13 protein-coding genes are annotated in these 13739 nt (G+C 70.7%); 11 read left to right on the forward strand and 2 right to left on the reverse strand.

The features are described from left to right. Window positions 1-2 precede the first annotated feature (2 nt). The 11 genes from ABEA62_RS07605 to ABEA62_RS07655 all read left to right on the forward strand — a co-directional run bounded on the left by ABEA62_RS07605 (window position 3) and on the right by ABEA62_RS07655 (window position 10085). On the forward strand, window positions 3-560 hold the full coding sequence (locus tag ABEA62_RS07605) for a F0F1 ATP synthase subunit B (protein ID WP_286215294.1): 558 nt from the start codon (window positions 3-5) through the stop codon (window positions 558-560). Between the two features lie 4 nt (window positions 561-564). Then, window positions 565-1377, forward strand: coding sequence for a F0F1 ATP synthase subunit delta (locus ABEA62_RS07610; protein WP_286215295.1), 813 nt, complete (start codon window positions 565-567; stop codon window positions 1375-1377). 46 nt (window positions 1378-1423) lie between these two features. After that, window positions 1424-3061: a F0F1 ATP synthase subunit alpha gene (gene atpA, locus ABEA62_RS07615; protein WP_286215297.1), complete on the forward strand. Its 1638-nt coding sequence runs from the start codon at window positions 1424-1426 to the stop codon at window positions 3059-3061. Window positions 3062-3064: 3 nt separating this feature from the next. Beyond that, window positions 3065-3961 carry a F0F1 ATP synthase subunit gamma gene (locus ABEA62_RS07620; protein ID WP_286215298.1) on the forward strand — a complete coding sequence of 299 codons (897 nt, stop codon included), beginning with the start codon at window positions 3065-3067 and terminating at the stop codon, window positions 3959-3961. A gap of 17 nt (window positions 3962-3978) precedes the next feature. Continuing rightward, complete coding sequence (gene atpD / locus ABEA62_RS07625) at window positions 3979-5511, forward strand: F0F1 ATP synthase subunit beta (RefSeq protein ID WP_345379434.1); 1533 nt, start codon at window positions 3979-3981, stop codon at window positions 5509-5511. A gap of 2 nt (window positions 5512-5513) precedes the next feature. Beyond that, a complete protein-coding gene (locus ABEA62_RS07630; RefSeq protein ID WP_286215299.1) occupies window positions 5514-5801 on the forward strand; it encodes a F0F1 ATP synthase subunit epsilon in 288 nt (95 codons plus the stop codon). Continuing rightward, entirely contained in the window at window positions 5801-6496 is a 696-nt protein-coding gene (gene nucS / locus ABEA62_RS07635) for an endonuclease NucS (RefSeq protein ID WP_286215301.1), read from the forward strand. The genes ABEA62_RS07630 and nucS overlap by 1 nt, the downstream gene beginning before the upstream one ends. Window positions 6497-6698: 202 nt before the next feature. After that, window positions 6699-8150, forward strand: a complete 1452-nt coding sequence (locus ABEA62_RS07640; RefSeq protein ID WP_286215304.1) for a glycoside hydrolase family 1 protein — start codon at window positions 6699-6701, stop codon at window positions 8148-8150. Window positions 8151-8220: 70 nt separating this feature from the next. Continuing rightward, entirely contained in the window at window positions 8221-8532 is a 312-nt protein-coding gene (locus tag ABEA62_RS07645; RefSeq protein ID WP_345379437.1) for a hypothetical protein, read from the forward strand. 52 nt (window positions 8533-8584) lie between these two features. Continuing rightward, window positions 8585-9292, forward strand: a complete 708-nt coding sequence (locus ABEA62_RS07650) for an alpha/beta hydrolase (protein ID WP_286216793.1) — start codon at window positions 8585-8587, stop codon at window positions 9290-9292. 28 nt (window positions 9293-9320) lie between these two features. After that, on the forward strand, window positions 9321-10085 hold the full coding sequence (locus ABEA62_RS07655; protein WP_286215306.1) for an alpha/beta fold hydrolase: 765 nt from the start codon (window positions 9321-9323) through the stop codon (window positions 10083-10085). 172 nt (window positions 10086-10257) lie between these two features. Here ABEA62_RS07655 and ABEA62_RS07660 read toward each other — a convergent pair whose 3' ends face one another. Both ABEA62_RS07660 and ABEA62_RS07665 read right to left on the reverse strand, forming a co-directional pair. Then, a complete protein-coding gene (locus ABEA62_RS07660; RefSeq protein ID WP_286215307.1) occupies window positions 10258-10668 on the reverse strand; it encodes a hypothetical protein in 411 nt (136 codons plus the stop codon). Then, window positions 10665-13607: a hypothetical protein gene (locus ABEA62_RS07665; RefSeq protein WP_345379440.1), complete on the reverse strand. Its 2943-nt coding sequence runs from the start codon at window positions 13605-13607 to the stop codon at window positions 10665-10667. Before ABEA62_RS07665 ends, ABEA62_RS07660 begins: the two co-directional genes overlap by 4 nt. Window positions 13608-13739 lie beyond the last annotated feature (132 nt).

Genomic DNA, 13739 nt, shown 5'->3' on the forward strand with positions numbered 1-13739 from the left:
TCATGAGCATTCTCACTTCACTCACCCTCGCAGCGGAGGAGGGGAGCAACCAGAATCCGGTCATCCCCGCGCCGTACGACATCCTGTGGTCGTTCGTCATCTTCGTGATCATCGCGGTGGTGTTCACGCGCATCCTCCTGCCGAAGCTGCAGAAGGTGCTCGACGAGCGTGCCGAGCTGATCCAGGGTGGCATCGAGAAGGCGGAGAAGGCTCAGGCCGAGGCCGCCGCAGCACTCGAGGAGTACACGGCGCAGCTGACCGAGGCGCGAGCCGAGGCTGCCCGCATCCGCGAGGACGCGCGCGTCGAGGCTGCTCAGATCCTTGCCGAGTCGCGTCGCCGCGCGGGCAAGGATGCGGAGCGGATCATCGACACCGCGCAGCGCCAGATCGAGGCGGAGCGTCACCAGACGGTGATCGCGCTCCGGGCCGAGGTGGGCGAACTCGCCACCGAGCTCGCGTCCCGCATCGTGGGGGAGTCGCTCGCGGACGATGCGCGTCAGCAGCGCGTGATCGACGCATTCCTCGACGACCTCGAGTCGACGGTCAAGGCGGAGGGCTAAGCACATGCGTGGAACGAGCCAGGAGTCGCGTGACGCGGTGCTGCGCGAGTTCGAGCCCGTGGTGACGGCGGGAGGGGACCAGGGTCTGGTCCTCGCCGAGCAGCTGTTCGCCGCGGTCGAGGCGCTCGACGCCTCCGGCTCGTTGCGCCGTGCGCTCACCGATCCGTCGCGGTCAGGCCACGACAAGGCCGGGCTGGTGCGGGCCGTGTTCTCGTCCTTCGACCCGAGGGTCCAGGACGTGCTGGCGCGGTTCGTGTCCGCGAGGTGGATCACCGTTGAAGACCTCGCGGAAGCGATCGACGACGCGGGCGAGCGCGCGATCTTCGCGTACGCGCAGAGCCAGGGCACGCTCGAGGCGGTGCAGGAGGAGCTGTTCCGCGTGCAGCGTCAGCTGCTCGCGAACCGCGACCTGCTCACCGCCATGAGCAACAGGGCGGCCACCAAGGAGACGCGTCTCGCTCTCCTCGAGGGCGTGCTGGGCGGCAAGCTCCTGCCCACGACCCAGGCGCTCATGGAGCGCGTGGTCGGCACGCCGCGCGGCCGCCGCCTGGTGCCCGCGATCGATGCTCTGCTTGAGTCGGCCGCGGAGCACCGCGACCGCCTGCTCGCGCACGTCACGGCCGCTGTTGAGCTCAGCGCCGCCCAGCGCACGCGCCTCGCCGGCATCCTGTCGGATGCCTACGGCCGCGAGGTCATGATCAACGTCGCCGTGGACCCCCAGGTCCTGGGCGGCATCCGAGTCCAGGTTGGGTCCGAGGTGGTGGACGGCACCGTCCTGTCTCGACTCGACGACGCACGACGACGACTCGTCGGCTAGCGCCGACGCACCAATGCCGCACCGCGGTACTGACAGGAGAGATGGCATGGCAGAGTTGACGATCAGCCCCGACGAGATCCGGGCTGCACTCGACAGCTACGTGAAGTCCTACGAGCCCACGGGCGCCGTGGTCGACGAGGTGGGTCGCGTGACCCTCGCTGGCGATGGCATCGCGCAGGTCGAGGGGCTGCCGGGCTGCATGGCGAACGAGCTGCTGCGCTTCGAGGACGGAACGCTGGGCCTCGCGCTCAACCTCGACGTCCGCGAGATCGGCGTCGTGGTGCTGGGCGAGTTCACGGGTATCGAGGAGGGCCAGCCGGTGCACCGCACGGGCGAAGTTCTCTCGGTCGCCGTCGGTGACGGCTACCTGGGACGCGTCGTGGACCCGCTGGGCACGCCGATCGATGGCCTCGGCGAGATCGAGACCACCGGCCGTCGCGCCCTCGAGCTTCAGGCCCCCGGCGTGATGGCGCGCAAGTCCGTGCACGAGCCGCTGCAGACGGGCCTCAAGGCCATCGACGCGATGATCCCGATCGGCCGCGGCCAGCGCCAGCTCATCATCGGTGACCGCCAGACCGGCAAGACCGCGATCGCGATCGACACGATCATCAATCAGAAGGCGAACTGGGAGACCGGCGACCCCTCGAAGCAGGTGCGCTGCATCTATGTCGCGATCGGTCAGAAGGGCTCGACCATCGCCGCCGTGCGTGGCGCTCTCGAGGAGGCAGGCGCGCTCGAGTACACGACCATCGTCGCTGCTCCCGCGTCCGACCCCGCCGGCTTCAAGTACCTCGCGCCCTACACGGGCTCCGCGATCGGTCAGCACTGGATGTACGACGGCAAGCACGTCCTCATCATCTTCGACGACCTGTCGAAGCAGGCCGAGGCCTACCGTGCGGTGTCGCTGCTGCTGCGTCGCCCGCCGGGCCGCGAGGCGTACCCCGGCGACGTGTTCTACCTGCACAGCCGCCTTCTCGAGCGTTGCGCGAAGCTGTCGGACGAGATGGGCGCCGGCTCGATGACCGGCCTGCCCGTCATCGAGACGAAGGCCAACGACGTCTCGGCCTACATCCCGACCAACGTCATCTCGATCACGGACGGACAGATCTTCCTCCAGTCCGACCTGTTCAACGCCAACCAGCGTCCCGCGATCGACGTCGGCATCTCCGTGTCCCGCGTGGGTGGCTCGGCGCAGGTCAAGGCCATGAAGAAGGTCTCGGGAACGCTCAAGATCGACCTCGCCCAGTACCGCTCGCTCGAGGCCTTCGCGATGTTCGCGTCCGACCTCGACGCGGCGTCCCGCCAGCAGCTCACGCGTGGTGCGCGCCTCATGGAGCTGCTCAAGCAGCCCCAGTACTCGCCGTACCCGGTCGAGGAGCAGGTCGTGTCCATCTGGGCGGGCACCAAGGGCAAGCTCGACAAGATCGCGCTGGGCGACGTGCTGCGCTTCGAGCGCGAGCTGCTCGACCACCTGCGCCGCAACACCTCGATTCTCGATGACATCGCGACCACCGGTCAGCTGTCGGACGAGAACGAGGCCGCGCTGAGCACCCACGTTGACGACTACGTGTCGACGTTCCTCGAGTCCGAGAACACCGCGCTGACGACTCACTCCACGGTCGACGACGGCGAGTCCGTCGCGGTCGAGCAGGAGCAGATCGTCGCGGAGAAGAAGAAGAAGTAGCCGATGGCCGGACAGCAACGCGTCTATCGCCAGAGGATCAAGGCGACCCAGTCGCTCAAGAAGATCTTCCGTGCGATGGAACTCATCGCCGCCTCGCGCATCGGCAAGGCACGCTCGCGCGTCGAGCACGCCATGCCGTACACGAGGGCCATCACGCGTGCCATCAGCGCGGTCGCGGCGCACTCCAGCGTCGAGCACCCGCTGACGAGCAAGCGTGACGACACCGGCCGCGTCGCGATCCTTGTCATCAGCGCCGACCGCGGAATGGCGGGCGCCTACTCGGCGAACGTCATCCGCGAGTCGGAGCGTCTGCGGGGACGTCTCGAGGCGCAGGGCAAGGAGGTCGTGCAGTTTGCGGCCGGCCGCCGTGCGGTCTCGTACTTCGCGTTCCGTCGTCGCGAGCTCGCCGGCTCGTGGGTGGGAGCGTCCGACGCCCCCACGCGCGAGACGGCACGAGAGATCTCGCGCGCGCTCTTTGATCGCTTCGCCGCGTCCAAGGAGGATGGCGGTGTCGACGAGATTCAGATCGTCTTCACCCGCTTCACCTCGATGGTGACGCAGGAGGCCCGCGTCATCCGACTGCTCCCCCTCGAGATCGTCGAGGGCGTGGTCGAGGCCGAGCCGGGCGAGATCGAGCCGCTGTACGACTTCGAGCCGTCCGCGGAGGAGGTGCTCGACGCGCTGCTGCCGCGGTACATCGAGTCGCGCATCTTCGCGAGCCTGCTGCAGTCCGCGGCCTCCGAGCTCGCGAACCGCCAGCGCGCGATGAACACCGCGACCTCGAACGCCGAGGACATCATCCGTAACTACACCCGACTCGCCAATCAGGCGCGTCAGGCAGAGATCACCCAGGAAATCAGCGAGATCGTCTCGGGCGCCGATGCGCTCGCGGCCTCGTGACCGGAAGCGAGAGAGCCATGACCCCCACCGCCAAGACCGCCAAGGCCAAGGCGCCCGTGACGCAGGAGTCGCCGGCCGCGGAGGCGCCGGTTCCCGCCAAGGACGCGCAGGAGCGACCCGTCGTGGGTCGCGTGTCCCGCGTCATCGGCCCGGTTGTTGACATCGAGTTCCCGGCCGACGCTATCCCCGACATCTACAGCGCGCTCAAGGTCGACATCGACCTGTCCGCGCAGGGCGAGGACGAGGGCGTGCTGCATATGACGCTCGAGGTCGCGCAGCACCTCGGCGACAACCTGGTGCGCGCCATCGCGCTCAAGCCCACGGACGGCCTGGTCCGTGGCGCTGAGGTCACCGACACCGGCGCGCCGATCTCGGTGCCGGTGGGTGACGTCACCAAGGGCCACGTGTTCAACGTGACCGGCGACGTCCTCAACGCGGAGCCGGGCGAGGTCATCGAGGTCAACGAGACCTGGCCCATCCACCGCAAGCCCCCCGCCTTCGACCAGCTCGAGTCGAAGACCGCGATGTTCGAGACGGGCATCAAGGTCATCGACCTGCTCACCCCGTACGTGCAGGGTGGAAAGATCGGCCTCTTTGGAGGCGCCGGTGTGGGCAAGACCGTCCTCATCCAGGAGATGATCTACCGCGTCGCCAACAACCACAACGGTGTGTCGGTGTTCGCCGGTGTGGGTGAGCGCACGCGTGAGGGCAACGACCTCATCCAGGAGATGACCGAGTCGGGCGTCATCAAGCAGACCGCCCTTGTCTTTGGTCAGATGGACGAGCCGCCGGGCACGCGTCTGCGTGTGGCGCTGTCCGCGCTGACCATGGCGGAGTACTTCCGTGACGTGCAGAAGCAGGACGTGCTGCTGTTCATCGACAACATCTTCCGCTTCACGCAGGCGGGCTCCGAGGTGTCGACCCTGCTCGGCCGCATGCCGTCCGCGGTGGGCTACCAGCCCAACCTCGCGGACGAGATGGGCCAGCTGCAGGAGCGCATCACGTCGACGCGCGGCCACTCGATCACCTCGCTGCAGGCGATCTACGTGCCCGCCGACGACTACACGGACCCCGCTCCCGCGACGACGTTCGCTCACCTCGACGCCACGACTGAGCTCTCGCGTGAGATCGCGTCGCGCGGCCTCTACCCGGCGGTCGACCCGCTGACGTCGACGTCGCGCATCCTCGACCCGCGCTACGTGGGACGCGACCACTACGACACCGCCAACGCGGTGAAGTCGATCCTCCAGCGCAACAAGGAGCTGCAGGACATCATCGCGATCCTCGGTGTGGACGAGCTCAGCGAAGAGGACAAGATCATCGTCGCCCGCGCGCGCAAGATCCAGCAGTTCCTCTCGCAGAACACCTACATGGCGACCCAGTTCACGGGCGTCGAGGGTTCCACCGTGCCGCTGTCCGAGACCGTCGAGGCGTTCTCGGGGCTCGTCAACGGTGCCTACGACCACATCTCGGAGCAGGCCTTCTTTAACATCGGTGGCCTCGAGGACCTCGAGCGCAACTGGGCCCGCATCCAGAAGGAGATCGGCTGATCATGGCCGGCCCCCTGACTGTCGACGTCGTCGCCCCCGACCAGGTGCTCTGGTCGGGGACGGCGGAGCGTCTCGTGGCCCCGACCGTCGAGGGCGAGATCGGCCTGCTCACCGGCCACGAGCCCGTGCTCTCCGTGCTGAAGTCCGGCGTGGTCCGGGTGCGTGGCGGTGCCGATGGCGACGCCGAGTTCCCCATCGAGAGCGGCTTCCTGTCCTTCGACCACGACGTCGTGACCGTCGTCGTCGAGCCCGTGGAGGACCACCAGGAGACGGCCCCGGCCGAGTCCTGATGCGGGTGGTGATCGCGCGCTGCGCGGCCCGGTACACCGGGCGGCTGTCGGCGCATCTGCCGCTCGCCACGCGCGCCATCATGGTCAAGGCGGATGGCTCGGTGCTGCTGCACTCCGACGGCGGCTCCTACAAGCCGCTCAACTGGATGAGCCCGCCGTGCACGATGCGCGTGGTGGCCGTCTCCGAGGAGGCCGCCGCGCGCGGGGTCGCCGAGGTGTGGGTGGTCCAGCACGACAAGACCGACGACCGTCTTGAGATCGAGCTCCACGACGTGCTCGCGGACACCGAGCACGAGCTGGGCGTCGACCCCGGCCTCATCAAGGACGGGGTCGAGGCGCACCTCCAGGAGCTCCTGGCGGAACAGATTGCGTTGCTCGGAGACGGCCACACGCTCGTGAGGCGCGAGTACATGACCGCGATCGGCCCCGTCGACATCCTCGCGCGGGATCGCTCGGGCGCGGCCGTGGCCGTCGAGATCAAGCGCAGGGGCGAGATCGACGGCGTCGAGCAGCTCACGCGCTACCTTGAGCTGCTCAACCGCGACCCGCTGCTGGCCCCCGTGACGGGCGTGTTCGCGGCGCAGGAGATCAAGCCGCAGGCCAGGGTGCTCGCGGAGGACAGGGGCATCCGCTGCCTGGTGCTCGACTACGAGTCGATGCGCGGCAATGAGGACCTCAGCTCGCGACTGTTCTGACTCGCCCCGCGCCCGACTGTGCCCGCGCGCCCTGCGCCTGGGGAGGTGCTCAGTGCCCGTTTCGGACGATTCCGGGCACTGAGCACCTCACAGCGCGGTTGAGGGGCGGAGAGGTGCGGGAATCGAGGCGGATCGACGCGCAGCAGCGCGGCCGCCCATCGAGGAGGCACGCGCCTCGAATCGTTTCGGCTAGGCTCTCGCCATGACTTTTCCCGACTCCTTCCTGTTCGGAGCTGCCACCGCCGCGTACCAGATTGAGGGCGCGGTGGCCGAGGGCGGCCGCGGCCCATCGATCTGGGACACGTTCACGCACACACCGGGCACGGTCGTGGGCGGCGACAACGGCGATGTCGCATGCGACCACTATCACCGGTGGGAGCGGGACATCGACATGATGGTCGACCTGGGTCTGCAGGCGTATCGCTTCTCGATCGCGTGGCCGCGCGTGCAGCCGACCGGGACGGGGGACTTCAACCCCGAGGGCATCGCGTTCTACCGCGGAATCGTCGACAGGCTGGTGGAGCGCGGCATTCGCCCGCTCGTGACGCTGTACCACTGGGACCTTCCGCAGGCGCTCGAGGACAACGGCGGATGGCTGAGCCGCGACACCGTGGACGCGTTCGTGGTCTACGCGACGCGCATGGCGCGCGAGCTAGGCGACGCTGTCGACGTGTGGGCGACCTTCAACGAGCCGTGGGTGAGCTCGTTCGTGGGCTACGGAGCTGGAGCACACGCGCCGGGCCATGCGAGCGACGAGGAGGGCCTCATCGCGGCCCACCACCTGCTGCTCGCCCACGCGCGGGCGTACCGCGCGATCAAGGCGGAACACCCCGACCTGCAGGTCGGGATCGTCAACAACTCGCACACGCCGCGCCCGTGGGACCCGTCGAACCCCTCGGATCAGGCCGCGTCCGCGCACATCGACGCGCTGGCCAACACCATGTTCCACGAGCCGTTCATCCACGGCACGTACCCCGCGATCCTGCGCCCGAACACCGCGCACCTCACGGACTGGTCCTTCGTGAAGGACGGCGACCTGGAGGAGATGAAGGGCGCCGTCGACTGGTTCGGGGTCAACTTCTACGCCTCTCACGTAGTGCGTCACAACCCGCGGAAGTCGACCGCGGTGTCCGAGGTCGCGACCCTGGCCGACGGGCACAAGGCCGGCGCGAACTCCCCGTGGCCGGGGGACGAGGAGATCGAGTTCATGCCCCCGCCGGGGAAGCGCACGGCGATGGGCTGGAACGTCGATCCGGGCGCGCTGCACGCTCACCTGGTGAAGATCCAGCGGGAGACGGGCAAGCCGCTCTACGTCACCGAGAACGGCGGCGCGTGGGAGGACGTCCTGGACGGTGAGGGTCGTGTGCGCGACGACGAGCGGGTGTCCTACTTCCACGACCACCTCGGCGCGGTGCTCGCCGCGATCGAGGAGGGCGTGGACGTGCGCGGGTACATGGCGTGGAGCCTCATGGACAACTTCGAGTGGGCGCAGGGCTACGCCAAGCGCTTCGGGATCGTGCGGGTCGACTACGACACCCAGGTCCGCACGTGGAAGGACTCCGCGTACTGGTACCGCGAGACGCTGCGCCGCCGCTCCCTGCTGCCGCTCGCAGAGCTCGAGTCCGTCACGGAGACGCCGGCCCGCACGTACTGACCGCGGTCCGCGCGGCTGCCGCGAGGACCGGCCCGGTTTCGGCCCCTGCGTCAGTCCGTAGACTGGGCGCATGCCGTCCGGACGTCGCTCATCCAAGCGCCCGTACGGTCAGCCGCACCCGGAGCTCGACGCGGACCGGCTGCGGACCGGCGGCCCGGCACGCGTCGAGCGTGGGCCGCGCGGCGAGGAGTACCTCGTCGCCGTGCCGCGTCCGAGCGACAAGGCCTACACCTGTCCCGGGTGCTCGCGGGAGATTCCCGGCGACCTGCAGCACGTGGTGGCGTGGCCGTCCGGGGGGCTCTTCGGCGAGGAGGAGGCGGCCTCGCGCCGCAGGCACTGGCACACCGCGTGCTGGGAGACGTTCGGGAGGTCGCGTGGCTGACGAGAGGGACGATGCCGTGGTCGCGGCGGGAGAGGCTGTCGAGTTGCGCTCGATGACGGTCCTGCGGGCCGACCGCGAGAACATTGAGCTGCGCACCGAGGACGGGCTGACTCTCGTGGGCGAGCTTGCGCTGCCGCTTGACGGTCCCGTGACCGCGACGCTCATCACGCTGCACCCCCTGCCCACTCACGGGGGCTTCATGGACTCCCACGTGTTCCGCAAGGCTGCCTGGCGGCTGCCCGCGCTCGCGGGCGTCGCGGTGCTGCGCTTCAACACGCGCGGCACGTCGTCGCCGCGCGGGACGTCCGACGGCGCGTTCGACGAGGGTGTGGGCGAGGCCGCGGACGTGCGCGCCGCCGTCGATTTCGCGGTCGCGCGCGGGCTCCCGAATCGCTGGCTCGTCGGATGGAGCTTCGGCACGGAGCTCGCGCTCATGCACGGCAGTGACCTCGACGTCGCGGGAGCGATCCTGCTCTCGCCGCCGCTCCACCGCGCTCGCGAGGAGCACCTGCGGGCCTGGGCGGCTACCGGTCGCCCCGTCACCGCGCTGGTCCCCGAGTTCGACGACTTCCTGCGCCCCGACGAGGCGCGCGAGCGCTTCGCACCGCTGACCCAACTCGAGCTCGTGGACGTTCCCGAGGCCAAGCACCTGTGGGTCGGGGAGAGGTTCGTGGCACTCGTCCTCGACCAGATCGTCTCGAGGGTCGCCCCCGACCGCGCGCCGCTCCCGCACGCGGTGCCGCCCGACATGGGGGAATGAGATCAGCCGCGACGCGAAGGAGTCCTCCGTGAGCATCGTTCCCGATGGCACGCCCCTTGTCCTGCTCAACGCCTTTCCCGTCGACCGCGCCCAGTGGGAGCCGTTGCTCTCCGCGCTACCCGACGCCCCCGGCGACATCATCACGTTCGACGTGCCTGGCATCGGCGACATGCCACTGCCCGACGAGGAGCCGAGCCTCGACCTCATCGCCGACGCCGCGGTACTCGCGATGCGCGAGGTCACCGGTCACGACAGCGCGGTGTGGGCCGGATGCTCGATGGGGGGTTACGTCGCGATGGCGGTCGCCGAGCGCCATCCCGAGGCCGTCGCGGGGCTGGTCCTGCTGGGCACCAAGTCCACCGCTGACACCGACGACGCGCGCGAGAAGCGCCTGTCGCTCGCCGCTCAGGTGGAGGGCGCTCCCGGGCACCCCGATCCGCGTGGCGTCGCGGAGACGCTCGTGGGTACCAGGGGTGACGCACGTGCCGCGCTCGTCGACGCGGTCGCCGCGAATGTCGCGAGACACGCTGGCGAGGGGATCGCGTGGGGCCAGCGCGCCATGGCGTCCCGACCCGATCGCACCGAGGTCCTGAGGGGCCTCGACGTGCCGGCCGCGGTCGCGGTGGGAGAGCTCGACGCGATCGTGGGAAGGGACGATGCGGCGGTCATGGCGGACGCGCTCGGCGTCACGGCCGCGGTGCTTCCCGGCGTGGGGCACCTGTGCGCGATGGAGGCGCCCGAGGCGGTATCCGCGCTCGTGGAGGAGGTCCTCGCGGTGGCGGCGCGGAGGTAGCCGCCCGCGCTGACACGCGGTGCTCGATCACGGCGGCGTTACCGGTTTGTGAACTTTTCGGTAGGGCCTGGCCTGCCCGCTCGACCCGTGTCACGATGGCGTGTGCGGGAGGCACCTCACCACGAGGGGGGCGTGGGGTGCCTCCCGTTGCCACGCCCGTGCGGCGGACCGGTCAGCGCCAGTCGGAACCCGCATCGAGGCGCTTACGCAGGGCCTCGACGAGCGGCAGCGACTCGCCGTCGCGTGCTCCCCGGCCGAGCTCGAGCGGCGGGTCGGCGGGGGACAGGGTCGCTCCTCGCAGGCGCTCACGCAGGCCAACTGGAGTCGACAGCACGTAGAACAGGCCGTCCGTGCCGACCCCGACCGACCGGTCCCGCTTGAGGTACCACCCCGTCACCTGCGTGCGCACGCGCGACTGCCCGTTGTACGAGCGGGCGGTGAGCACCTCGGCGCGCACTCCCGCGGCCGCCGCGTCGCGCGCGAACTGCGCGATCAGCACCGCCGCCTCCCGCGACTCCGCCTGGCGGCGGCGCTCAAGCGCATCCGCCATCGCCAGCCTGTCGTCGCGGTCGGGTTCGGTCATGCCTCCGGCTGTCCCGTCGCCTCGTGCTCCGCCTGGAGGCGGCTCGCGCGAGCGAGGTTGCCGACGGGGTCCGCCGTGAGCAGGCCGCGGAGGTCGTCGAGGTACGTGGTGATGGACTCGCGCTGGCGGTTGAGCTCGTCGACCTCGCGGGCGGCCATCGTCCGCTCGCGCTCGGCGTCGCTCACGGCCTCCGAGATGATCGCCTCGGCGTGCTCGCGCGCGTCCGACACGATCTCGTCCGCGTTGTTGCGCGCGTTCGTGAGCAGCGTCTGCGAGTGCGCCTCGGCCTCGCGGCGTACGTTCTCGGCGCGCTCGAGGGTCATGCTGAGGCGCTCCTCCGCCTCCGCGGTACGGCGCTTCGCGTCGTCGACCATGGCCGCGGTCTCCGCCTTCGCCTCCTCGTGGCGGCGGGTGAGCTCGCGCTCTGACTGGTCGCGCTTGGTGACGATCTCGAGCTCGAGGTCCTCGCGCGTGCGGCGGGCGTCCTCGTGCGCGGCCTCGGCCTCGGCGGCGGCCTCCTCACGCAGGCGGGTCGACTCGACCGTCGCGGTCTCGAGCAGTCGCTGTGCCTCGGCCTGAGCGTTTGCGATCGCGTCCTTCGCATCGCGCTCGGAGGTTGCGCGCAGCGCCGAAGCCTGCTGCTGTGCCTTCGCCAGCACCGACTCTGCCTCGCGCGTGAGCCGCGCCACCTCGGCGTCGGTCGTCGAGCGGAGCTCGGCGATCTCGGCGTTGACTGCGCCGCGCAGGTCCGCGGTCTCGGACTCGGCGGACTGGCGGAGGTGGAGCGCCTCGGTGGTGGCGGTCGCCTTGAGGGCTCCCGCCTCCTCCTCCGCCGCACGGCGGAGCTCGGCGGCCTGACGGCGCGCCTCCTTGTGATGCGCGTCGGCCTCGGCGCGCTGGGCCTCGGTCTCGGCCGTCACCTGCGCGCGCAGCGCGGCGAGTTCGGCGGCGACCTCGTCCCTGAGCTGCGTGACCTCTTCGTCGGCCGCGTCGCGCACGTGTGCCGCGTAGGAGTCGGCATCGCGGCGCTGCTGTGCGGCGTAGGCGTCCGCGTCGCGGCGCTGCTGCGCGGCGTACGCGTCGGCGGAACGGTGCTGTTCGGCCGCGTAGACCTCGGCAGCCTGACGCTCGCGGACGGCGTACGAGTCCGCCTCGCGGCGCGTCTCGGCGCCGTAGGAGTCGGCCTCGCGGCGGGTGTCGGTGTCGTAGGCCTCCGTCGCCTGACGCTGCGCCGCGACCCAGGCCTCCATCGACTGACGCTGCGCGGTCGTGTCCGCCTCGGCGGCCTGGCGCAATGCGGTCGTCTCCGCCTCGGCGGCCTGGCGCAGAGCTGCCGTCTCCGCCTCGGCGGCCTGGCGCAGTGCTGCCGTCTCCGTCGCTGCCGCCTGCCGCAGCGCGGCCACCTCGGACTCCGCCTCCTGGCGGTGGTCGGCGGCCCACGCGGTGGCCTCCTGACGCGCCTGCGTGACCCACGCATCGGTCTCCTGACGGAGCTGAGCGGCCCAGCCTTCTGTCTCCTGGCGGCGCGCCGTGACCTCGGCCTCGACGTCCCGCCGCTCGGTGAAGGCCCAGGTCTCCGTCTCCTGGCGCAGGTGAGCGACCCATGCCTCGGTCTCCTGGCGCAGCTGTGCGGCGTAGGCCTCGGCGCTCTCGCGCAGCTCAGTCGACTCGGCGTGCGACGCCGCCTTGAGCTGCGTGGCGTCGCGCTCGGCGGCGGCGCGCAGGTCGGCGATCTCCTGCTCGGCCGCGTGGCGCAGCTGCGCGGTCTCTTCCTCGGCGGCGTGGCGCAGGTCCGCGGCGTAGGCGTCGGCCTCGCGACGCTGCTGACCCGTCTCGCGATCGGCGAGGGTCCTCATCTGGGCCGCCTCGTCGGCGGCGCGACGCGTGACCTCGGCGGCGGCGGCGTCCGCGGCCTCGCGCGTCTCCTGCGCCTCTTCGCCGGCAAGCGCGAGAGCGGCGGCGGCGTCGTTGCGCATCGTGGCCGCATCGCTCTCGGCGGAGATGCGCATGTCGGAGGCCTCCGCCTCGGCGACGGCGCGCGCGTTGGCGGCCTCCCTCTCGGCCTCGGCGCGGAGCTGGGCGGCAGCGGACTCGGCCGCCTTGCGCGTCGCGGCGGCCTCCTCACGCGACTCGGCGACCACGCGCGCGGCGTCGGACTTCAGGCGCTCGGTCTCGATGCGGGTCGCCTCGGCGAGCTCGTCGGCCTCGGCGTGAGCGGCGGCGAGGAAGCTCGCGGCCTCATCGCGAAGGCGGTTCGACTCCTGGTGCGCGTGCGCGAGCTTCTGCTCGGCGTCGGCGCGGGCGGCATCGACCAGGTCCGCGGCCTCGCGCTGGCTCGTCACGCGCAGCTCGGTGGTCTCGCGCTCGACTCCCGCGCGCAGGGTGTGGGCCTCGCGCTCGCCGGTGGCGCGCAGCTCGGCGGCCTCGGCCTCCGCGGCCGACCGCACCCGCTCCGCCTCGCGCTGGGCGCGTTCGAGCGCCTCGCCCGCCTGGCGTTCGGCGGCCTCGCGCATCCCCGCGGCGGCGTGCTCGGCCTGGGTCTTGATCTCGTCGGCCTCGCGCCTGCTCTGCGCAAGGATCTCGGCCACCTCGTTGTCCGCGCGTGCGCGGAGCTGCTGCGCGGCCACATTCGCCCGAGCGACGGTGTCTTGAGCGTGCGTCGTGGCCCTCGCGATGACATCGGATGACTGCTCCTCGGCGGAGCGGAGGAGTTGCTCGACGCGCGCGCCGAGGCCCTTATACGTGGGCTGCTCGGACTCCCGCAGCGCCTTCTGCGCCTCGTCGAGCGACGATCGAGCCTGCTGTGCCTCTCGCCGCGCCTCCTCAGCCGCGGCGGCCTGCTCGCGCGCCGCGTCCTCGAGCCGGGCGATGTGGGCGGCGACCGCCTCGCGGTCGTAGCCGCGCATCGCGAGCGGGAACGGCAGGATCTCTTCGGGCATGGCTCTCCTCGTCGCGACGCCCACGGCCGCGGGTCGTGCGCTCGTCCCCCAGGGTAATGCTCGTGCGGTGCGTGGAACAAAGTTGGCGTCAGCCGCGTTCGGTGCATGTCTCGTAGAGTGAAAGGCGAGACG

Origin of the sequence: Demequina sediminis, assembly GCF_039545075.1 — a bacterium.
GTDB lineage: Bacteria > Actinomycetota > Actinomycetes > Actinomycetales > Demequinaceae > Demequina > Demequina sediminis.